Origin of the sequence: Sporosarcina aquimarina, assembly GCF_033253705.1 — a bacterium.
GTDB lineage: Bacteria > Bacillota > Bacilli > Bacillales_A > Planococcaceae > Sporosarcina > Sporosarcina aquimarina.
The window spans coordinates 17,166-38,395 of record NZ_JAUBDH010000010.1 but is presented as its reverse complement, the minus strand read 5'-3'; the positions used below and the strand labels follow the sequence as shown (position 1 = coordinate 38,395).

24 protein-coding genes are annotated in these 21,230 nt (G+C 44.8%); 4 read left to right on the top strand and 20 right to left on the bottom strand.

From position 1 onward, the window contains the following. The first annotated feature begins 193 nt into the window (after nucleotides 1-193). Nucleotides 194-697, top strand: coding sequence for a MepB family protein (locus tag QT716_RS14000; protein ID WP_317936716.1), 504 nt, complete (start codon nucleotides 194-196; stop codon nucleotides 695-697). Nucleotides 698-728: 31 nt separating this feature from the next. On the opposite strand, the gene QT716_RS13995 is transcribed toward QT716_RS14000, so the two are convergent. The 9 genes from QT716_RS13995 to QT716_RS13955 form a co-directional block, all read right to left on the bottom strand. Continuing rightward, entirely contained in the window at nucleotides 729-1,382 is a 654-nt protein-coding gene (locus QT716_RS13995; protein WP_317936715.1) for a M48 family metallopeptidase, read from the bottom strand. 20 nt (nucleotides 1,383-1,402) lie between these two features. After that, nucleotides 1,403-1,606: a hypothetical protein gene (locus QT716_RS13990; RefSeq protein WP_317936714.1), complete on the bottom strand. Its 204-nt coding sequence runs from the start codon at nucleotides 1,604-1,606 to the stop codon at nucleotides 1,403-1,405. 17 nt (nucleotides 1,607-1,623) lie between these two features. Beyond that, nucleotides 1,624-1,794: a hypothetical protein gene (locus tag QT716_RS13985; protein ID WP_317936713.1), complete on the bottom strand. Its 171-nt coding sequence runs from the start codon at nucleotides 1,792-1,794 to the stop codon at nucleotides 1,624-1,626. Nucleotides 1,795-1,952: 158 nt separating this feature from the next. Continuing rightward, on the bottom strand, nucleotides 1,953-2,609 hold the full coding sequence (locus QT716_RS13980) for an SDR family NAD(P)-dependent oxidoreductase (protein WP_317936712.1): 657 nt from the start codon (nucleotides 2,607-2,609) through the stop codon (nucleotides 1,953-1,955). Between the two features lie 167 nt (nucleotides 2,610-2,776). Then, a complete protein-coding gene (locus QT716_RS13975) occupies nucleotides 2,777-3,358 on the bottom strand; it encodes a DUF4256 domain-containing protein (protein WP_317936711.1) in 582 nt (193 codons plus the stop codon). A gap of 82 nt (nucleotides 3,359-3,440) precedes the next feature. Beyond that, nucleotides 3,441-3,920 (bottom strand): GyrI-like domain-containing protein, encoded by a 480-nt coding sequence (locus QT716_RS13970; protein ID WP_317936709.1) that lies wholly within the window; start codon nucleotides 3,918-3,920, stop codon nucleotides 3,441-3,443. A 141-nt stretch (nucleotides 3,921-4,061) separates the two neighbouring features. Beyond that, the gene (locus tag QT716_RS13965) at nucleotides 4,062-4,301 is read right to left on the bottom strand and encodes an AraC family transcriptional regulator (RefSeq protein ID WP_317936708.1); all 240 of its coding nucleotides are present in this window, start codon (nucleotides 4,299-4,301) and stop codon (nucleotides 4,062-4,064) included. 80 nt (nucleotides 4,302-4,381) lie between these two features. Beyond that, nucleotides 4,382-6,049: a beta-N-acetylhexosaminidase gene (gene nagZ / locus QT716_RS13960; protein ID WP_317936706.1), complete on the bottom strand. Its 1,668-nt coding sequence runs from the start codon at nucleotides 6,047-6,049 to the stop codon at nucleotides 4,382-4,384. Nucleotides 6,050-6,397: 348 nt separating this feature from the next. After that, entirely contained in the window at nucleotides 6,398-7,156 is a 759-nt protein-coding gene (locus tag QT716_RS13955) for a VCBS repeat-containing protein (protein WP_317936705.1), read from the bottom strand. Nucleotides 7,157-7,306: 150 nt separating this feature from the next. Between QT716_RS13955 and QT716_RS13950 the strand changes: the two genes are divergently transcribed. Both QT716_RS13950 and QT716_RS13945 read left to right on the top strand, forming a co-directional pair. Continuing rightward, complete coding sequence (locus tag QT716_RS13950) at nucleotides 7,307-8,062, top strand: hypothetical protein (protein WP_317936704.1); 756 nt, start codon at nucleotides 7,307-7,309, stop codon at nucleotides 8,060-8,062. A 55-nt stretch (nucleotides 8,063-8,117) separates the two neighbouring features. Further along, entirely contained in the window at nucleotides 8,118-8,312 is a 195-nt protein-coding gene (locus QT716_RS13945) for a hypothetical protein (protein ID WP_317936703.1), read from the top strand. Between the two features lie 317 nt (nucleotides 8,313-8,629). On the opposite strand, the gene QT716_RS13940 is transcribed toward QT716_RS13945, so the two are convergent. From QT716_RS13940 to QT716_RS13920, 5 genes are all read right to left on the bottom strand, one after another. Next, nucleotides 8,630-9,301 carry a hypothetical protein gene (locus tag QT716_RS13940; protein WP_317936702.1) on the bottom strand — a complete coding sequence of 224 codons (672 nt, stop codon included), beginning with the start codon at nucleotides 9,299-9,301 and terminating at the stop codon, nucleotides 8,630-8,632. A 481-nt stretch (nucleotides 9,302-9,782) separates the two neighbouring features. Beyond that, entirely contained in the window at nucleotides 9,783-11,147 is a 1,365-nt protein-coding gene (rlmD, locus tag QT716_RS13935) for a 23S rRNA (uracil(1939)-C(5))-methyltransferase RlmD (protein WP_317936700.1), read from the bottom strand. Between the two features lie 394 nt (nucleotides 11,148-11,541). Further along, a complete protein-coding gene (cydS, locus tag QT716_RS13930; protein WP_317936699.1) occupies nucleotides 11,542-11,667 on the bottom strand; it encodes a cytochrome bd oxidase small subunit CydS in 126 nt (41 codons plus the stop codon). A 12-nt stretch (nucleotides 11,668-11,679) separates the two neighbouring features. After that, on the bottom strand, nucleotides 11,680-12,705 hold the full coding sequence (locus tag QT716_RS13925) for a cytochrome d ubiquinol oxidase subunit II (RefSeq protein ID WP_317936697.1): 1,026 nt from the start codon (nucleotides 12,703-12,705) through the stop codon (nucleotides 11,680-11,682). Continuing rightward, a complete protein-coding gene (locus QT716_RS13920) occupies nucleotides 12,702-14,051 on the bottom strand; it encodes a cytochrome ubiquinol oxidase subunit I (RefSeq protein ID WP_317936696.1) in 1,350 nt (449 codons plus the stop codon). Before QT716_RS13920 ends, QT716_RS13925 begins: the two co-directional genes overlap by 4 nt. Before the next feature lie 320 nt (nucleotides 14,052-14,371). Between QT716_RS13920 and QT716_RS13915 the strand changes: the two genes are divergently transcribed. After that, nucleotides 14,372-14,803 carry an NUDIX hydrolase gene (locus tag QT716_RS13915; protein WP_317936695.1) on the top strand — a complete coding sequence of 144 codons (432 nt, stop codon included), beginning with the start codon at nucleotides 14,372-14,374 and terminating at the stop codon, nucleotides 14,801-14,803. A 348-nt stretch (nucleotides 14,804-15,151) separates the two neighbouring features. Here QT716_RS13915 and QT716_RS13910 read toward each other — a convergent pair whose 3' ends face one another. The 6 genes from QT716_RS13910 to QT716_RS13885 all read right to left on the bottom strand — a co-directional run bounded on the left by QT716_RS13910 (nucleotide 15,152) and on the right by QT716_RS13885 (nucleotide 21,226). Next, on the bottom strand, nucleotides 15,152-16,066 hold the full coding sequence (locus tag QT716_RS13910) for a diacylglycerol kinase (protein WP_317936693.1): 915 nt from the start codon (nucleotides 16,064-16,066) through the stop codon (nucleotides 15,152-15,154). Between the two features lie 47 nt (nucleotides 16,067-16,113). Beyond that, entirely contained in the window at nucleotides 16,114-16,683 is a 570-nt protein-coding gene (locus QT716_RS13905; protein WP_317936692.1) for a thioredoxin family protein, read from the bottom strand. Nucleotides 16,684-16,810: 127 nt separating this feature from the next. Further along, nucleotides 16,811-18,241: an Asp-tRNA(Asn)/Glu-tRNA(Gln) amidotransferase subunit GatB gene (gatB, locus tag QT716_RS13900; protein WP_317936691.1), complete on the bottom strand. Its 1,431-nt coding sequence runs from the start codon at nucleotides 18,239-18,241 to the stop codon at nucleotides 16,811-16,813. 2 nt (nucleotides 18,242-18,243) lie between these two features. Then, nucleotides 18,244-19,707, bottom strand: coding sequence for an Asp-tRNA(Asn)/Glu-tRNA(Gln) amidotransferase subunit GatA (gene gatA, locus QT716_RS13895; RefSeq protein WP_317936690.1), 1,464 nt, complete (start codon nucleotides 19,705-19,707; stop codon nucleotides 18,244-18,246). A 24-nt stretch (nucleotides 19,708-19,731) separates the two neighbouring features. Further along, complete coding sequence (gene gatC, locus QT716_RS13890) at nucleotides 19,732-20,022, bottom strand: Asp-tRNA(Asn)/Glu-tRNA(Gln) amidotransferase subunit GatC (RefSeq protein ID WP_317936689.1); 291 nt, start codon at nucleotides 20,020-20,022, stop codon at nucleotides 19,732-19,734. Between the two features lie 73 nt (nucleotides 20,023-20,095). Beyond that, nucleotides 20,096-21,226: a CamS family sex pheromone protein gene (locus QT716_RS13885; RefSeq protein ID WP_317936688.1), complete on the bottom strand. Its 1,131-nt coding sequence runs from the start codon at nucleotides 21,224-21,226 to the stop codon at nucleotides 20,096-20,098. Nucleotides 21,227-21,230 lie beyond the last annotated feature (4 nt).

Sequence of the window (21,230 nt, the reverse complement as noted above, 5' to 3'; positions counted from 1 at the left end):
TCATGTTGAGCGGGCGGCTTTTCGTTTATTCAACTGTTCATTATACACCTTGAGAAGTTTACAGATCCTTGTCTAAGGCGTGCACTTCAAAAGCCTCTTTTCAACACCCAGTTGCATTTTTCTATCCACGCCTATAGAATAGAACAAACGTTCCATTCATAACAGTTATACTTACTTAAGATGGAGGAAACCAATGAATGACTTTCATACTGCGTTAGCTCATGTGAAACAGCTAGTTTATCAACCGAATCATTTCACCATATCCGACGTTTGCGAAGAGCGCCAAAACTCGGAGTATGGTGCCGGTGTCTTTCTTTTAAATACTAACTCCATTCGCTTTCGGGTAGCCAAAGTAACACCGACGAAGATCGGTCAATTTGTTGCGATGTGGGAGAAAGATGAACATCATAACAACCAGCCATTCTCTTATGACGAGTCTCCTGACTTGCTCGTCATCAATACATTTACTAAAGAGCATTTCGGGCAATTCGTCTTTCCAAAAGCCATTCTTGCAACCCATCGTATTCTTAAAACAGACAGCACAAACGGCAAGATGGCCATTAGAGTTTATCCGAGTTGGGACACCCCAACAAGTAAGCAAGCCATTGCTACGCAAAACTGGCAGTTAGACTATTTTATTGATTTAAGCGACGTAACGGCTGAACCTTCGCATACAATTTTAGAGTTGTATGCATAACGAACTTTTAAATTTAAACTGCGTTCTCCCGTTAAAGCGTCATCAAAGAGTTCATGCGCTCTAGATACGCTTCTTTTTCTTTGTAATCTGGCATGATGCTGCCGACACGCCGCCAGAACGATCGGTCATGATTCATGTGCGTCAGGTGGCACAGCTCGTGAATCATGACGTAGTCGATCACTTCAACTGGCGCCATGGCGAGGCGGTAGTTGAACTCTAGTTTTTTGTTAGAGTTACAGCTCCCCCATTTACGGAAAGACTCGATAATGTCGATGCTTTTAAATGTGACTTTGAGTTCTTTTTGATAATGTTTGATGCGCGATTCGATAAGTGTTTTACATTGTGTGAAGTAAAACTTTTTCAAGTTGAGTTTCAACTGTTCTTTTGTCAAATTGTCAGTGTGTATCAATTCGTGTAGAGAGCGTTCTTCTCCTAGATAGAGAAATGTCCCGTTTGGCTCATACTTACGGGCAAGTGAGCTCACTTTGTTAGCGTCTCGTTCATTCTGTTTTTCGAGAATCCAACTCCCCCACTTTTGTAGCTGTTCGGCAATCGCTTCATCCGACGTTCTGTTAGGGGCTTTAACCGTGATGAATCCAATCGAATCTATCTGCAGCTGCATCTTCTTCCCTTTTCCATACTGTACATTATAGTGAATGACTTCATTGTCGATGGTAATTTTCATAGTGTCCCTCTTTTTCTAGTTTATCCACGTAGGAAATACTCCGAATACGTCCCTTGCAGCAGCAAGACAATCTCACCGAAAATCCCGATAGCGAGAAATAGAAAGTAATACGTTGCCTTGGTGATGTCTTTACCAAACAGCTCTTTGAATGCTTGTATGACGAGTTTTTCAAAGTTGAAGAGTGTCAAGACCCAAGCGATGATGAGAAATGTGAGAATGGCCATCGATCTGCCCCTTTCGTTCACTTAGGTTTCGGATTGGGTTTCATGACCCAGATGAGAAATACGAAAAAGAGTGTCATCATGGTCCGAATGAGGAGTTCCACAACGAGACGATCTTTACTGATGAAGTCATCTGGCAGTATATACGTCAACACAAAGCCAAGAATGAATACAGCAATCCATCTAATCATAGGAATCCCCTCCCGTGTTTGAGTACGCTTATTATACCACGGTTCTGAACAATCCCCTGTTCAGTTTTCTGAAAACAAAAAGCAATTCTCTCAGATTAACCCATCTAGGAGAATTGCTTGTTCTAATTTGTCAGTTCACTCATATTCTCTAAACCCTGTTACTCTGGCTTGAATACGATTTCGCTCGTCTCTCGTTTTTCATAAAGACTCCAAAATGCATCTGCAATTGCTTCCGGATCAAAAAATGTTCCGGCTTTTACGACTCCGCCAATTGTAACCGTTCCTACGTGAATTCCTTTCGGCGCTAATTCTTCAGCCAGCGTGAATGTTAAATTCCGTAATCCTGCTTTTGAAATGGCCGCGGAAGCTCTGGATACAACCGGATTCAAGGCAAGTGCGCCTCCTGTGAATAGAATCGTACCCGATTTGCGTTCAATCATTTCAGGAATAACTTGCTGTGCGCTGTTCAACGCGCCGACTACATTGATTTGGAAATCATGAAGCAGCTCTTGTTCCGTTAAGACAGATGGGTCGTTGATAGAATTAGCTCCTGCATTGTAAACGAGCACGTTGGGTGCACCGTATTCTGATTGGATAGTCGTGAATGCGGACTTCAATGATTCAGACTGTGAAGCATCCGCTGTGATTCCATACGCTTCAATGTTTTCGTTCTTTAGTGCCGCAACTTGTTCGTCCAGTGATTCCTGTCTTCGTGCTAGAAGAACCAATTTAAATCCATTTTTACCGAACTTCCTTGCTACGCCTGCGCTCACTCCAGGTCCAGCTCCGACGATTACTGCTAATAAGTTACTCATATTAGGCTCTCCTTTAACTATCTGTGATTCGTGATTAAACTTTGTTGGTCACATCGTCTATTTTCACGTGATCTCTTTATTGTATCACTTGAAGAGGTGTTTGCTGGTTGAGACGACTTCGCACAAGTTATCAGCACTAAACACAGTATACGGAGACCCTCCTACTTTCAAACCTTCAAGAGCCCACGGAATCCTCTGCCAGCATAATAGGACTCGACGCCATTGTGATAGACAAACGTGGTACCAAAGCGGAAGTCACAGAATAACCCGCCACCGAGTTTACGGATGTTTTCCGGTGTCTGAATCCAACTGGACGTTTTCTTATCAACAGTTTCGATTTGTTGCAATGCTTTATATTGTTCTTCATCTAACATCTCGATACCCATTTCTTCTGCCATTCCAACTGCGCTATGTGCTGGCTTGTTCTTTTTACGTGCTTCGAGTGCTGCTGCGTCGTAACAAATACTTCTGCGCCCTGCAGGACTTTCTGCTGAACAGTCGACAAATATAACTGTATCGGTTTCGTTGTCAAAACGAATGACGTCTGGCTCTCCGCCAGTACTTTCCATTCCATTAAGTGACCATAGTTTTTCTGGATTCGTATCGAGTTTCGCTTGTACAATCTCCCATGCTAGATCTGCATGACGGTGCATATTTTCTTCAAAACGAGTTTTCAAGATGCTCAGCAGTTCCTCGCATTGTTCAACAGGCAATTCTTTCTTCGCAGTGATTTCACTTTGGTTTGTCATAGTTATTCCCCCTCTGATGGCTATCTTTTACTACTTTCCATAGTACCACCTTAGTCTATACGTAATCTATTTTTTCAAAGCGTTACTTCTTAACTGGGATCCAAATTTCACTGTAGTAATTCTCTGAGTATGGGTCTTCATCGCTTAGGTAGACTTCCATTTCAGGTCCACCCGAATGTTGATAGCCTGTTGAGGGGAACCATTCCGAAAAAATTCGCTGCCAAACGTCTGGCATGGCATCCGGCATGGCGCCGTGCACTGGAAATACAGCCCATGTTGCTGAAGGAATTTGCACTTCATCCCAATCTTCCGGAATGGAGTTAAACGGCGATTCCACACCAATCACGTATGTTAGTTGTTCTTGTTCGTTATTAAAATCCAGACAGACACCAAGCAAACCAAGTTCACCACTCACTTGCGCTAATTCTTCTGCTAAGCCATTCTGATTGGATTCCATCCAGAACGCAGCAATGTTGCGATTGTTTTCCCCTTCAACTGTACTCGTACGAATACTTTTCCCTACTACTGCAAACGCCTCTTTCTCAACAATTCTATAATCCATTTCCACATCTCCCTTAATCTGAATTTGAAAAGAAAGTTTAGGATAGGCTTTCAAAGAACGGTTTTGCTTTTTCGCATCCGTTGGAGTAATCCCGTGGATTCTCCGGAATGCTTTTGTAAACGACTCTGGACTTTCATATCCTTACTTCAGCGCAACATCAATTACTTTCGCGTCGGCATTCACCAATTCCTGTGTCGCCAGTGTAATTCTTCGATTTCTGATGTATTCACTCACCGTATAGTCTGTCAGCATCGTAAACATACGCTGGAAGTGAAATCTCGACATACACGCTTGACTTGCAATCTCATCGATGAATAAGTCGTTGTCCAGATTCTGTTCGATGTACGTAATACTGTCTAGCATTCTTTGAAGGCCTTCCATCCGTTTCCTCCCCCTTCTAAATTCAGTTTATCAAGCCCTTAAAGGGAGTGCCGGTCCAGACGTGCTCACTTGAGACCGGCTTATTTTAACAGTGTCTCGATTTCTTCATTGAGTTGATCGATGTTGACGTTTTTGGTTGACTTATCCTCCAGCCGATACTTCTGTTTCAGTTGAATAATCCGCAGAACACTTTCATCAATGCGCTGTTCTGTAATTTCGTTCGATGCGACCGCTGCTTTCAATGCATCGATAGCTGCAACTGTCTTTGCTGGATCGTGTGCAATGAGAACAACGTCACTGCCCGCTTTAATGGAGTGAACGGCTGCGTCCGCTAAGCCGTAATGATTCGTGATTGCTTTCATCGTCATATCATCGGTCATGATCACACCTTTATAGCCAAGCTGTTTGCGCAGCAAGCTCGTGATAATTGGTTCAGACATCGATGCTGGATAGGTTTCATCCAACTGGGGCAGTAAAATATGAGCGACCATGATGACATCAGCATCTGCTTCGATCGCGCTTTTGAATGGAATCAATTCCAACTGTTCAAGTTGCTGCAGTGTTTTGTTCACCTTCGGCAATTCCAGATGGGAATCGACGGATGTATCACCGTGTCCTGGGAAGTGTTTCACAACAGGGATGACATGCTGCTTCTCGATGCCTTTCATCGTCTGAATGGTAAGTTGACTCACAACGTCCGGGTCTGCGCTATACGAGCGATCGCCGATGACGGGATTATTCGGATTGCTGTTGACGTCCAGGACAGGCGCAAAGTCCATATTGAAGCCGAATTGCTGGAGCTGTTTGCCAAGCGCTGTCCCGATATTGAAAGCATAGTCAGGGTCGTTCGTTTTGCCGATTGCGGCACCTGTCGGTATCTTTGCCACTTGTTTTGGTAGTCTAGCAACGCGTCCGCCCTCTTGGTCGATGCTTGTAAAGAGTGGCAGCGGATTTCCTTGGTTTGCTGCTTTTAAGCTGTTGACGAATTGCACGGTTTGGTCGGGTGTATCGACGTTGTTCGCATAGAAAATGACGCCGCCTATTTTGTGCTGTTCGATTAGTTGCTTGGATGCTTCGTTGATATCCGTTCCGTCTATTCCGGCAATGAACAGCTGACCGAGTTTTTCATCCAATGTCATTTTGGACAGCATCTGTTCCTCCTTCGTTTCGACTTTCGTCCAGACCGCGATGTGATCGACTGCCGGATTTGGTGTAGAATTAGTCGGTTTCGGCAAGATCCATTTCAATTGATACTCTGGATTGACTTGATAGATCCAGATAAGTTGGTCGTGTGTATCATCTTGGAAGGTTTTGACTTCATCCGGATCACCAAGCGTGGGTTGCAGGTCTTTGTAATGGATATTCTCCAAATCCTTCCCGGCATAGCGTATATCGAATACGAGACCGCCACGAGTTCCGATCGTGGCATCGCGCTCCGGATACTCTGTGTAGGTGCCTGTTTCCGTTTCAGAGGATGCGCCGGATGCAGTCCATTCTTGTTCAACCCCTTCGGCTGTTGTTTTACCTGCAATGCCGTTGAAGTTCGGGGTAGTGCCTTGTTTTGCTTGGCGCACAAGTTCCTGGATTTGTTCTTCGGCAGAAATCTTTGGTTCCTCTTTAGTTATATCTGGTTCAGCGTCAGATTTGTGAGAACTCTTTTGCTCCCCTGAATCCATTTTTAGAGCGAATCCAAGTAGGACGACTCCTGCAAGCACTGCCGCAGTTCCTATATAAAGTACTTTTTTCATATACAATTCCTTCTTTTCTAGCCGCTTTCAGTTTAAGCGTTTTTAGTAGTCTTTACCGGAGTATCCCCATAAAAACTAGCTGTTAACAGCTACTGTGACTTGGCTTTTAGTGTTTCATTGATGCTCCTGAAAAGCAAACGTTCGGGATGTGTATTTTATTGGCATATGGTGAAGATATGGACGGTAAAATGATTGCCCACAAAAAAACCGAAAGCCAAGAGGATACTTTCCTGTCGGCTTTCGGATCTCTGCTATTCTATACATAAAATTGTTTCCGCTTGGGTTGCCAAATAATACGCAGGTAGTTTCTTAGATATCATCTGCCGCTTTCATTTGCATTTCGAATTATTATTGATGCATTTCCATGCCGTAAATAGCCATCCATTGCTGCCAGACCTTAAACTCTTTCCCATCCCATTTCAGTGTATTGATGATATATCCAAAGGAGTCGGCATGATACAGTCCGCTGATCATTTGATACGCCTGGATTTCATAGACGCCATTCCGGTCCAGATCTACCGGGTAAAATCCGCTGACGCCGTCGGCCATCCCTTGTACCTGATGTTTCAACTTCCCATTCTGATAATAGATTTGCGACAAATACTCTGCGCCTCGATCACTGATATCCAACAAATATGATTTACCCGTTGCAGGGCTTTGGACGCTAACTTTAAAATTGTCCAGGAATGTGACATTGTACTGGTTCTGTTCGTTGTACTTGTTGAAGTCGAACAACTTTTTCGCTTGGTCGTTCACGAAAGAATAGACATAATCGAACGTAAATGCGCCGGAACCGCCAGAATCGATACTTACGAGAATGTCCACGATGCCGTCTCCTGTAAAGTCTCCAAGGAACACTGTAGGATTGTATCCGGAATTCCCATCTTTGCTGAGTGACACATCATGGATTCTGTGCGTTGCCCCATCCTGTATGTGTAACGTGATCTTTTCAAGATAAGGACTCGATGGATCTGCTGCGTGAACTGCTGTCAGAAACACATAATCCACAATTCCATCCCCATTGACATCTCCATAAGCACCCGCCACAATCTCCGGCTGTCTCTTTTGATTCCCTTGCGTCATCTCATTCATCTGATTCACATGCATTCTCCTTCACTCCTACTTAGACGTTAGACTCAGTGTATTCAATGATGCAGGAGAGTGTCCCGAGTTTCAGGGAATTCATCAGACTCTTTATGTTATATTTGGATGAGTTAGGCACATTTTACATACATTGAACAAAGGGATGAACACGACATGATATTAAAACGACTCTTCTTTGTAATCGGATTACTGTTATTTCTAGTTTCTCTGCCATTAAGCTCACTCATGATTGTTGAACTCGGTCACAATCTCAAAATGCAGAATCTATACGGCGTCACAACGTTAAGTGATGGGTATCCCCCAACTCCGTCCACCTTCACTTATCAAGATCATACGGTAACTATTGAGGAAACGATGAAAGACGAGGTCAGTTTCATTAACCCATGGAGTTATGAAATCGGAATTGCAGATTTGGCCATTAAAATAGATGGCAAGGTAGTGGACCGGTTACTCCATTATCCAGTACGTATCGAAGAAGAGGGGTTAAATCGATATTACGGGGATATCGGGTATTTAATGGTGAGAGATAAGAAAACAAATGAATCCCATTTTGTAATGCTGATCAAGAAAACTAGGGAAATTGAAAAAGAGAAGCCCGATGGAGGAATCGTCGGCAGTTTGCCTGCTGAAACTCTGCAATACGAACAATTCAATCTGGGTGAAGACGGTCAGGTAACAACCGACTCATTCACTTTTGAGGATCGCAGTGGCTTGCAAACTGAACTTCTGAACGTCAGCTTCCTTACTCCATATGGAATCGGTTTTTACACTGATGCTTGGAAGGCGTATCCTGTGTTCTTTTTTCCATTAACGTATCCTTTTGGAACGCTGGTCATCGGATTCGTATTAACTTTTATTTATTTTCCATTCAAGAAAAAAAAGGAAACCTTTTCATCCATAGTACAGTAAATGAATAGTACCCGTAAGTGAAAGAATCGAAGGTCACACACGCGGAGGTGAGCGAATGGATATGCAGTTTATCATTATGGTTCTTGGAAATATCATTTCTACTTTTTTTCAAGCAGGTATATGGGTCGTCGGTTTCTTCTTTCTCTTAGTTAAAACTTTTGAAAATGGTGAGTTGAAAAAAGTGGCGGGCATTTTCACGGGAATCAGTTTGTTGATATTATTCTTCTATTCGATTTTGGTAAATATATAAGTGAGTGAAGACTGTTAATTCCTCTTTGGATTACCGGTCTTTTTTTGTGTGTGACCAGTATACCTCCCGTATCCTTGCGAACCTAAAGAATAAGAACGTTGCATGCGCTCACACAAAAATCTCCCTCGAACGATTCGTCCGAGGGAGCAAGAAACCCACTTTCCTATACAGCTGACTATAACAAACGTTTCCATTGTATTTTCTTTTATCACTCGTTCTCTGATGATATGCTCTTGACGATTCAATCCGGCAGGCGAGTCGATAAAAACTATAAGTAGTGTCCGTTATTCTTTTCAATAGGAAGCGATAAGGGCTTATCAGTAACCAGAGTCCATCACATTTAATACATAACTCCACTTGTCACTGTCTTTTAATGTGTTCATTTCCACTTCCATATTGCCGCCTAAGAAAACTGTTTGTCCTTGAATGGCAACTACCATCGCCTGCAGGATCGGATCACTGTCATTTTTCTGGTAGACGTCGCCGATATTAGGGGTATAGTCACCCGCAGCATCGGTGTCGGTTTGAGGATAATCAGACTCCTCCTCCATGACTGCATCCGGGTCCTGAAGGTCGATAACCGTTGCACCTTCTTCAAGACCTGGTACCATCAGCCAGTATTCATCGTGTCTGATTCCATTCGAGTGATTACTAATCACGCCATTCCTTTCAACCGAGGAAACGATTTCAATTGCATTCAGGTGTTGATAGTCGAATGAATCCGGTTTTGGATTAATGACCAGAATGTAATCACCAACTTTGGCGCGAATGTCCTTATGGAGTGTAAATCTCTTTTGGTTGCAGACGAAACTATCTAAATGTTTCGGTTTGTAAAAATCGATTTCTTTCGCTGTAACAAGTTCTTGTTTAAAATCTCCGAGTCGTATAAGGTGAATGGATTTCTTGAAAAATGCCTTGATAGAATACACTTTATGCAACTTATTTTGATAATACACAAATTGGCCTTTTCGTACGTTTACTAACTTCATTTGTCATCCCGCCTCGCTATTGAATAGTGTGATCATTGATCACTCGTTCTGTTGTGTGTTGATAAAACGCAAACCATACCCAGCCATTGAATCCCATAATGGAACATGGCGGACTGAAGCGATTCCAAAGTTGTCTGCTTTGAACTCAACTTTGCATTCCGTCTGATGAAAGCATAAGATCATGTCGCTGCTGTCATGAGAAACAGCAGTCCGATTTCATATATGCACTGAATAACAGAGCGAATCCGGCAAGCAAACGGAAAACTGGTTCTTCTTCATCTTTTCCCAGTTTACTATACCCAAAACATGAAAACATCCTATAATTGCAAAATCTGATGAACACCTAACTAACAGTTGCAGAGTGACAGCCAAACTTATTTGAGATCAGCATCCTTTTTCATAATCACCATCCCAGCGAACCAACTCGACTTGTACGTGGGAACGTCACACACGCCTTATGAATAAACTGAATCTGCCACACCTATCTCAATTCCATCCACGCTACGCACTCGATGTGTGTGGAATGAGGAAACATGTCCACTGGCTGGATTTCCTGTGTTTTGTAGCCGCCGTCTTCCAAGATTCGGAGATCGCGGGCTAGTGTTGCTGGGTTGCATGAAACGTAGACGACGCGGCCTGGTTTGTGTGTCAGGATTGTTTCGAGCAGCTTTTCGTCGCAGCCTTTTCGTGGCGGATCGACGACAAGGACATCGAACGTTTTGCCCTCACTGTACCATTTCGGAATGACGTCTTCTGATGCACCCGTTTCGAAGTGCGCATTGTCGATTCCATTTAACGCAGCGTTCCGTTTTGCGTCTTCGATGGCTTGCGGCACGATTTCGACTCCGTATACTTCTTTTGCTTGTTTTGCCAGGAATAGCGAAATCGTTCCGATACCGCAGTATGCATCGATGACTGTTTCAGTACCTGTCAGCTGTGCGAAATTGAGTGCTTGATTGTAAAGTGTCTCCGTTTGCACAGGATTCACTTGATAGAACGAACGCGCTGAAATTTCAAAATCGACACCGCCGATTGAGTCGATGATGACGTCTTTGCCATAGAGATTCAAGGTTTCATTGCCAAAAATGACGTTCGTCTTTTGTGTGTTGACGTTTTGCATGATAGAAGTGACTTCTGGTACTACTCGTTTGATGGCTTGGATAACTCGGTCGGCTTCAGGGAATTTGCGGCGCGCTGTGACGAGGACTACCATGAGTTCTCCTGTTGCGCGGGCTTTCCGGACGACCAAGTGACGCAGGAATCCTTTGTGCTTGTGTTCGTCATAGGCATCGATGCCAAGGATTTGCAGCTCGCGTTTCAGCATTGCCATGAGTTCGTCGGCTTCCTCGCTTTGGATGATACAGACGTCAGTGTCGACAATGTTATGCGTTTTCGAGCGATAAAATCCAGAGACCACTTGGCCTTCCCGTTCGCTGAAAGGAATCTGGGATTTGTTGCGATAGCGCCATGGGTCTTCCATGCCAAGCACAGGATGCACAGGAACGTCTGGAAGTTTTGCAAGCCGGTCGATGGCGTCACGGACAGTTTTCTGTTTTTGCTTAAGCTGCGCATCATACGTCAAGTGCTGAATTTGGCATCCGCCGCATTCCGGATAGACGTGACACGGGCCTTCAATCCGTTCAGGTGAAGGGGTAAGGATGTTGAGCAGTTTAGCGAATCCGTAGTTTTTAAGCGTTTTCCCTACTTTGACTTCGACTTCTTCGCCAGGCAAGGCGCCTGGGATGAAAAGTGGATAGCCTTGGACTTTCCCGACGCCTGAGCCGTCGTGGGTAAGGTCTTCTATGTGAACGACGAGCCGGTCGTTTTGGTGTACTGCATAGGTCATGATTCGTGCCCTCCAGTTTTAGGTCTGTACTGTAGTTTACCATAGGTCGGGGTGAGTTGCTTGAGTCGTTTTTGTGGAAGGGTTTGTATGTTGGCTTGAGCGGATTGTCTTGGTGCTTGATCACATTGCGGCTGGCTTGAGCGGAACTCAGTGTACTTTGAGCGATTTCTCTTTGTTGGATGGAGTTACTAGAAAAATGCGGAGTGCAGCGAAGCACACCAATTAATCTTGGTTTTGTCCTTGGACTGATGGAAGGACTTGATTGCAGAATCGAGCGGTTAATCTGTTGAATCGGGCGCTTCGAATGCGGAATCGAGCGCTTCCCCACTACAATAAAGCGCTCATCCCTTCCCTTCTCCCCATAAAAAAGAAGCTGCCGAAGCAGCCCCTTTCCTTATTTCTTCTCATCCTTTTTTGTTCCTTTATCAGCCCAGCCGTCCATCGGTGCAACGAAAAATGCCACGATGATTAAGCCGATCAATACAATGAATGGTGCGTAAAACATGATGAAGTTTTCCAAACAATCGCCCCCTTATGCATGATAATCGCCTTTGCCCCTCACATAGTCTTTGTCAAACAAGAAGAGACGCATGACTAAGATGAGTGACGGAATGAGCAGGCAGAGCCCGAGTATGAACACGACGACGAGTGAGATGGCCATCGCAGGATTCGTGAAACTGTCGTAGATCGTCAAATATGGATAGAGCAAATACGGATAGTGCGATGCGCCGTAACCGTAAAATGCAAATGCGAATTGTCCCGCGAGCATTGCGAACGCCCAGCCGTATTGACGCTTTGTATACAGTAAGACCACGGTTCCTACGAAGAGCAAGAACGAAATCAGGAACATCGGCCAGAAGTTTTGAATGTTGCTGTAGTGTTCCGGCTGATGCTTTCTGAGTTCCACGATGATTCCCGCTGCAGCGATCATAGTCGGCAAAGACCACGTGAGTGCATACCGACGAAGTAATCCTGCTGCTTCTGTATCACGCGCTTTGTTGGCATACCACGTTAAGAATACAGCTGAAATGTACAGTGTTGCGGAAATACTGAGTACAACGATCGCCCATGTAAGCGGACTCGTGAACAGTTTCCAGTAGTCGAGGACAGGATTGCCATCTACTAGTTCGATGAATCCGCCTTCAGAAATCGTCAGCACGATGGATAGCGATGCTGGAATTAGAATTCCGGCTAGTCCATACATGAACGAGTATCCTTTATGGCCGCGTGATCCGTACGTTTCAAACGCGTAGTACGAGCCGCGAATTGCCAACAGAATGACTCCGAAACTGACAGGTACAAGTAGCGTAGTTCCGTAGTAAAACGCCGTCTTCGGGAAGAATCCGATGATCCCCACGAAGAAAAACACGAGAAAGACGTTTGTGATTTCCCAAACAGGCGACAAATAGCGCTGGATAACTTTTGTCAGTACACGCTGTTTTCCGGTTACCGTACTATACGCATTGAAGAAACCAGCGCCGAAGTCGATTGCACCGACCATAATATAGCCGAACAGAAACGTCCATAATACGGTGATCCCAAGTATCTCAAGATTCATCGTATATCACTTCCCTTCATCGCATGACGGTCTTCCAGTTCCTTTTCCACAGGATTGCGACGGAACATACGACGCAAGACGACGACACTTCCTACGCCTAATACAAGGTAGAGTAAGCAGAACAAGATCAGCATGATGTCTACTTGTCCGCTTGTTGTCGCGGCTTCTGAGACTTTCATGATGTCTCGCAAAATCCATGGCTGTCGGCCCACTTCTGCAAACCACCAGCCAAATTCAATGGCAAGAAGTGAAAGCGGTCCTCCAAGTACGATCAGCCAGCGGAACCATTTCGTTGTGATGAACTTCCATTTTCTCCACTGTCCTAATAAGAACACGGCAGATAACAAGGACATCCACATGCCGATGAATACCATGAAGTTGAATAGGTAGTGAATATACAGTGGCGGCACTTCATCTTCCGGAAACTGATCGAGCCCGACTACTTCTGCAAACGGATTGTTTGCGGCGAGAACTGATAAGCCATATGGGATTTTGAGTGCGTATTTAACTTCATTGTCTTCTGTCAGAACACCCATTAAAATGAGCTCTGCTTTGTCGGTCGTTTCGAAATGCCATTCCGCTGCGGCTAATTTTTCAGGCTGGTACTCTGCTAAGTACTTTCCTGAGAAGTCACCGATAATTGCGGCACCGATTGAAAAGATGAATCCGACTTTCATCGTAAGCAATAATGCTTTTTTGTGATATACATGATCGGACCCGCGTAACAATCGGAATGCAGCAATGGCCGCAAGTACAAATGCCGCAGTCATGAATGCTGTGACCACAACGTGTGCCACTTTAGTCGGCATTGCAGGATTGAACATGGCGAGCAGCGGACTGATGTTGACCAGTTCCCCGTTCACGATGTCGAAGCCGCGTGGTGCGTTCATGAATGCATTCACAATTGTGATGAAGACTGCAGAGAATGCAGCGCCGAGTGCGACAGGGATCAGCAGCAATAAATGCTTCTTCTGGTTTTCAAATCGATCCCATGTATACAGATATATCCCAAGAAAAATCGCTTCAAAAAAGAAGGCGAAGGTTTCCATGAATAACGGGAGCGCAATGACGTTACCGGCTAATTCCATGAAATTCGGCCATAATAATGATAATTGCAATCCAATTGCTGTTCCTGTGACGACCCCTACTGCCACTGTAATTACGAATCCGCGTGCCCATCTGCGTGCAAGCAAAATGTAATGTTCGTCGTTTTTTCTGATTCCTACCCATTGCGCAATCATAATCATCAATGGAACACCGACACCAATGGTTGCATAAAGGATATGAAACGACAGGGTAGTCTCCGTCAAGACGCGCGAGAAAAATACTGATTCTTCATTCCCCACTAAGGTTGCCTCCTTTTACTTAAATAATAGAATATAGTTAACTGAATAATCTTCCAAGAATGGACAAAAGCATAACGCCCGCGACGCCAAATGCTAACCACATGAGCACTCGTTCTTGCTTTTTGTACATCGGGCCACTTCCTTTCGTGAAGGTTCTAATCCAATTTTAACATGGTGTACTGGTTACTTTCCCTCCTTTTGATTAAGTTACGCCTATTTAGGGTATTAAATAGTGATGGAGTTGTGACAAGTTATTACTTGAATACTTGAATTATTGTAAATTGTAGTGTATACTAGAACAATTAAGCGAGGTGAACGCAATGAAATTAAAACGGAAAGTACTTGCCTATATAACACGAGGCGATGAAGAAGACCGCGAACTTCTTGTGTTCGAGCATAGAGATTACCCAGAAGCTGGACTTCAAGTTCCAGGAGGCACGATCGAAAGGGACGAACTATTGATCGATGCACTGTATCGCGAAATAGAGGAAGAATCCGGCATCCAACGAGACGATCTTGTCTTATGCGGTAAACTGCATAAAACTAATTTCTATCCGAAGGACAAAGATGAAGTCCTCGAACGCAACGTTTTCCACTTCGATTATGTAGGTGAACACGATTTAGAGTGGGATTATCAAGTACATGGCGAAGGGAAAGATGAAGGTCTCATCTTTCAGTTCAAATGGATTCCAGTTGAAGATTTACCGAAGCTTGCTTCGAAGCAAGATCAGGCGCTTGAGTTCATTGAATAAGTTATTACAAAAAGCAACAGGCGATGAGCCCGTTGCTTTTTTGTGTTTTTAGGGGTGCTAGGAAGTCTCTTCAAGCGGGGGCCGCCTGTATCGGGCGGGTTCTTCTCTCTCAATAAGGCGCCTTTCCTCTCGTATCGGGCGGGTTCTTCTCTCAACCGGGCGCCTTCCCTCTCGTATCGGGCGGGTTCCTCTCCCAATCGGGCGGGTTCCCTCCCGAAACGGGCGGGTTCTTCTCCCAATCGGGCGCCTTCCCTCCCGAAACGGGCGGGTTCCTTCTCGTATCGGGCGGGTTCATTCACAACTAATGCTGCAAATAAAAAACCCTGCAAGCGCAGGGTTTTCACACAATTACCACGTACGATCCTGTTCGCGGAGATTATCGAACGGGACGTACATTTCAATATGACAGGATAAGTTTTTGAATTCTGCTGGGATCTTGCCGCCGTATTCACCATCCAGATTTACTAACACTTCTGCGTCTGACGTGACTTTAACTGACTCGGCTTTGCATGAAATCACGAGTGGGTCGTTTAAGTGTTCCCCACGAACCGCGAGGCTGACCACTCGAATGAACTCAGCAATGTTACACTTTTTCAAAATGAGCAGCGTAAACTTTCCATCGTTGATGCTTGACTCAGGTGCCAGTTTTTCAAAACCGCCTACAGAATTCGTCAGGCCGACTAAGAACAGCATGGCTTCATCGTCAAACACTTGGTCGTCATACTCAATCTTTACATGACTTGCATGAATCGAAGGAATCATTTCAATTCCTTTTAAATAATAGGCAAGTTGTCCAAGCATGGTCTTTAAGCGGCTTGGGACTTCGTATGTCAGCTCGGTCAGCCGGCCGCCGCCTGCGATATTGATGAAAAATCGATCATTCATTTTACCGACATCGACCGGAATTTTTTTGTCTTCCAAAATAATATCGAGCGCTTTGTTGATATCCCGAGGAATGCGCAATGCACGCGCGAAGTCGTTCGTCGTCCCCATCGGAATCAGGCCGATTGGCGGACGGTTTTCATAACCGGATACGCCGGCAACCACTTCGTTCAATGTTCCATCGCCGCCTGCAGTGATGATCAAGTCAAAACCGCGTTCAACTGCAGCCGCAGCTGCAACCGTTGCATCCCCTTCACAGGTTGTCGCATGGGCAGATGCTTCATAGCCAGCTTGTTCCAGCCGCATCAGCACTTCCGCCAAGTTTTTACGGAAGGCTTCCCTTCCCGCTGTTGGATTGTATATAATACGAGCACGTTTCATACGTTGTTTCCCTCTTTCTATTCACTCTAGTTGTGATAGCCGGACGATTACTTCGTTCCTTGGACCACAGGTAAGAATGTAGTACGAATGTCGTCATATACGGTCAGCCAAAATTCCGGCTTCGTCGTGTACTCCGAGTAAAGTTTAGTGAAGACAGCTTTTTGTTTTTCTTCGAAGTCTGGCGCATCTTTTGGCGGAATCTGACTTTTTAATTCCATCACACGCTTTTGGATTGAGGCCGCACGAGGTCCCCATTTTGCAGCTATATTGCCTTGCTCATCCAGCAGTAAATACATAGGAATCGAACGCCCGCCATTTGTTAAATGACGATCGATCAGTTCTGTATCTTCATCACGATAGACGGCACGGACGTCAAGATCAGCTGCTTCTGCGATCCGGCGTAAAATCGGATTATTCATCATCGCATCCCCACACCAGTCTTCTGTAATGACGAGAATACGGGGGCTAAGTTCCTTTAAATGGGTGATAAATTCATCGTCTTTCGGCACATCAAATTGTTCATAAATCGAGAAACTGTTTTCTTTATGCTGTTCCATTCGATCCATGTACTCTTTAAGAGAAATCGCACGTTCAAAATAGTCCAATTCAGTAGCCAACGATCTTCACACTCCTTTTTTTAAGTGTACCCCTAGACATGCTCGGAAATCAACTGTTCACAATGCTCACAAAAACGTCCTGTGCTCGACTACGGGAGCCAAATCACAGGACAATTAGAGACATATTTTAGCGTTTGCTGATTTCATCCAACAATAGTTTGTTTACCATCGGCGGATTTGCTTGGCCTTTTGTTGCTTTCATGACTTGACCAACGAGGAAACCGACAGCACGGTCTTTCCCGTTCTTATAGTCTTCGATGGATTGTTCATTTTTATCCAAGATTTCACCAATAACTTTGCGGAGTGTGCCTTCGTCAGAAATTTGGACTAATCCTTTTTCCTTGACGATTGTTGCAGCGTCTCCACCGTTTTCAGCAAGTTCTTTAAAGACCTTTTTCGCGATTTTTGATGAAATCGTTCCATCTGAAATCAGCTTGATCATGCTGGCAAGGTTTGCGGGAGTGAGTGGTGTATCACCCAGTTCCTTACCTGCTGAGTTCAAGTATGCTGATACTTCGCCCATGAGCCAGTTTGATGCAAGTTTGGCATCTGCTCCAGCGTTCACGGTTTCATCGAAGAAATCGGACATCTCTTTCGTCAATGTCAGTACGTGTGCATCATATGCCGGTAAGTCGAGCTCGCTTACATAACGTGCTTTACGCGCATCGGGAAGTTCTGGGATTTCTGCGCGGACGCGGTCCATCCAGTCTTGGTCGATGACAACGTCGGAAAGGTCGGGATCGTTAATGAAACGGTAATCGTTTGCACTGCCCTTAATGCGCATTAGGACAGTTTGACCCGTTGCTTCGTCATAACGACGTGTTTCCTGAACGATTTTCTCTCCAGCAAGCAGCATTTTTTCTTGACGCTCGACTTCGTTCGCAATTCCGCGACGTACAAAGTTGAATGAGTTCAAGTTTTTCAGTTCAGTTTTCGTTCCGAATTGTTCTTGACCATACGGACGAAGTGAAATGTTGGCATCACAACGAAGTGATCCTTCTTCCATACGAACGTCTGAAACGCCTGTATATTGAATGATTGCTTTCAATTTTTCAAGGAAAGCATACGCTTCGTTCGGTGTGCGGATGTCCGCTTCTGTAACGATTTCAATCAACGGTGTTCCTTGACGGTTCAAGTCAACAAGAGAATAGCCGTTATCTGAGTGATTCAGTTTACCAGCATCTTCTTCCAAGTGTACACGTTCGATGCGGATTTTCTTTTTGTAGCCGTCCACTTCAATCTCAATCCAGCCATTTGCGCCGACTGGGCGGTCTTCTTGAGAGATTTGGTACGCTTTTGGATTATCCGGATAGAAGTAGTGCTTACGGTCGAAGTTCATGACACGTGCAACGTCACAGTTGAGAGCCATTGAAGCTTTCATCCCGAAGTCGATTGCTTGCTTGTTCATCGTCGGCAATGTGCCGGGATACGCAAGGTCTGTCGGGTGAATATTCATATTGGGTGCTGCCCCGAAGTGAGCAGGTGCTGGTGAAAAGATTTTCGTATCTGTTTTAAGTTCTACGTGGACCTCAAGTCCAACAATCGTTTCAAAGTTCATCTTCAGTTCCCCTCCTGAGCAGGCGGTGTCTGTTTGTGGAATTCAGTCGCTTGCTCGTAAGCATGCGCCACTTTATAGAGCATCGCTTCTTCGAAATGATTTCCAATGATTTGCAAACCGACTGGAAGTCCTTCTGCAAAACCACATGGAACCGAGATTGCAGGAATTCCAGCAAGGTTTACCGGAGTTGTCAGCAAGTCGTTCGCATATAATGTCAATGGATCTTTAATGGTTTCGCCGAGTTTGTATGCGTTTGTCGCACTTGTCGGTCCGACAATGACATCATAATCTGCAAATACACTTTGGAAATCTTGGGCGATCAGGGCACGGACTCTTTGTGCACGTTCGTACAAATCATCATGATGACCCGCACTGAGTGCGTACGTGCCGTAAAGAACACGTTTTTTCACTTCTTCACCGAAACCTTCAGAACGAGCGCGCAAGTAGATTTCGTTTAAGTTTTTTGCATCTGCCGGGTGGTACCCGTAGCGGATGCCGTCAAAACGGGCAAGGTTAGAAGAAGCTTCCGCAGATGAAATGACGTAGTACGTAGGTGCAGCGTAGCGTGAATACGAAAGATCGACTTCATCGACATGAGCGCCCAACGATTCAAGAACACCTATCGCTTTTTTGACGGCGTTACGAACTTCCGGCTGAACGCCTTCGCCTAAATAACGTGCAGGCACGGCAACTTTCAAGCCTTTAATATCACCTGTTAACGATTTCTTAAAGTCTGGAACTGGCTTTTCTGATGAAGACGCATCACGGTAATCAGCACCTGCGATCGCACCTAGCAGCATCGCGTTATCTTCAACTGTTTTCGTGATCGGTCCGATTTGGTCAAGTGACGATCCAAATGCGACAAGACCAGAGCGGGAGACACGACCGTATGTTGGCTTCATGCCGACTACGCCACAGAATGCTGCGGGTTGACGGACAGATCCGCCTGTATCTGTACCAAGTGAGAATAAAACTTCTCCAGCTGCGACTGCTGCTGCAGAACCGCCTGAAGAGCCGCCCGGTACACGAGTTAAGTCCCAAGGATTGAGTGTCTTTTGGAACGCAGAATGCTCTGTTGTAGAACCCATTGCGAACTCATCCATGTTGAGCTTACCGACAACCACCATGCCGTTTTCTTTTACTTTTTCTGTGACAGTTCCTTCGTAAACGGGTACGAAGTTTTCGAGCATTTTACTCGCACATGTTGTCTTAATGCCTTGAGTAATGATGTTGTCTTTAATACCGATCGGCATGCCGAATAAGGCACCGCCGCGTTGGTCGTCGGAAAGGTTGTCCAACTGTTCAGCTGCAGCAAGTGCTTCTGATTCAGTCACCGTCAGGAAAGCCTGAATGGATTTGTCTGTTTCTTTTATATTTTTCAGTGTTGCTTCAGTTAGTTCTTTAACCGATAGTTCACGACTATGTAAAAGAGACTGAAGTTCAGACGCTGTTTTGTTTACTACCATAAGTCAATTCCTCCTCTATACAGGTCAATCCAGAATGTTCGGTACTTTGATGAAACCATCTTCGTGATCTTCTACACTCTTCAGCATGTCATCACGGTTCAACACGTCTGCAGGTGTGTCTTCACGCAGCACGTTTGTGATTGCTAACGGATGAGTCATGCCTTCTACGTTTTCTGTATCGACTTCTTTTAAACGATCCGAGAATCCAAGTAACGTGTCCAAACGAGCAGCGTACTTCTCCGCTTCCGCGTCTGGCATATCGATTCGTGCGAAATTCGCATAATACTGGACATCCTCTTTAGTAAAATTGGACATAGTCTCTCCTCCTGGCTTTTATACAATACGATTAATCATAACACCTCTGACAGATGAAGAAAAGTTCCTATTCTTAATAGGAGTAAATGTGAACGTTCGGTTCCTCTTCCCCTGGTTGTTTCATGATTAACGACTCTGGGCCGTTCGCTGAAGTGATGCTCACTTCCACTTCGATATCCGGATAATATTTCAATACGAGCGACGTCATGTATTGAGTTAACGCAATCACTTCGTTTTTCCCGTAAAACTGGATAGGGACTTTGACTTTAAGCGATTTAAGATCATTATCACTGTAAAATGCTGTGCCGACTATACTCACAAAGCCAGGGAAATAATTGTTCACATCTTCCTTTAACTTTTCAAACGTATTATTTACTTCACGATAATTGTCCACTTTAGAAGAGGCTGGAAGCAGAACGAACTCTTCGTTTACCTCTTTCCATCCTGATGGCGCATCTTTCCCTTTGTCTACAAAAGTCGTTGCAAAGTATGTGCCTGGAACAATCGAACTGCGGGATTCTTGTTTGAATAGGCCGACTGTAATCGGCACATTCCCTACGCCATCGATTTTACGCATCCGCTGGACAACCGCTTCCGCCATTTTCATTCCTTGCTGTTCTATGGTTTTGTCAGGGATATCGGCTTCTGCTGCATCCCGTTGATAATACACAGAGTTCATGGCAAGACCGATGGAAATTCCAGCGAGTCCTACTTTTTTGTCCCCTGTTTTCACGTAATAGTCTTGTTCCAGAATGTGCGCTAAGTAAATCGGCGCCTTTTCACTTATCTCTTGTGGTGTCATCTTATCCGTGACGGATGGATTTAAACCTTCCGGATTCTCTTCGCTTTTTCTAGATAACCATTGAAGTGTTTTCGTTTGGTCTAAAAATTGTCCTTCTTGGAAGAAGTGATCCTTCGGGTCGAAATGTTTTGAGGACAAACGCATCAGCCCTTCTTCAACTTCTCCGATATCGTACTTACTGTACACGCGATTCACGATCAAACCGCGACTTGCGCTTTTTTTGAATGGCAGCAATGTGCGATAATAGTGTTCGTTTAACTGCACTTCCGGTATAAGGACCGTTTCTTGTTCAACCTCATCATTTTCTTGAATGACTTCATCTTTTTCCGGGCCGATCGACGGGATACACCCGCCGAGGAACAGGACAGCAGCGACTGCCGGAATTGCGAATAACCTTTTCATCTAA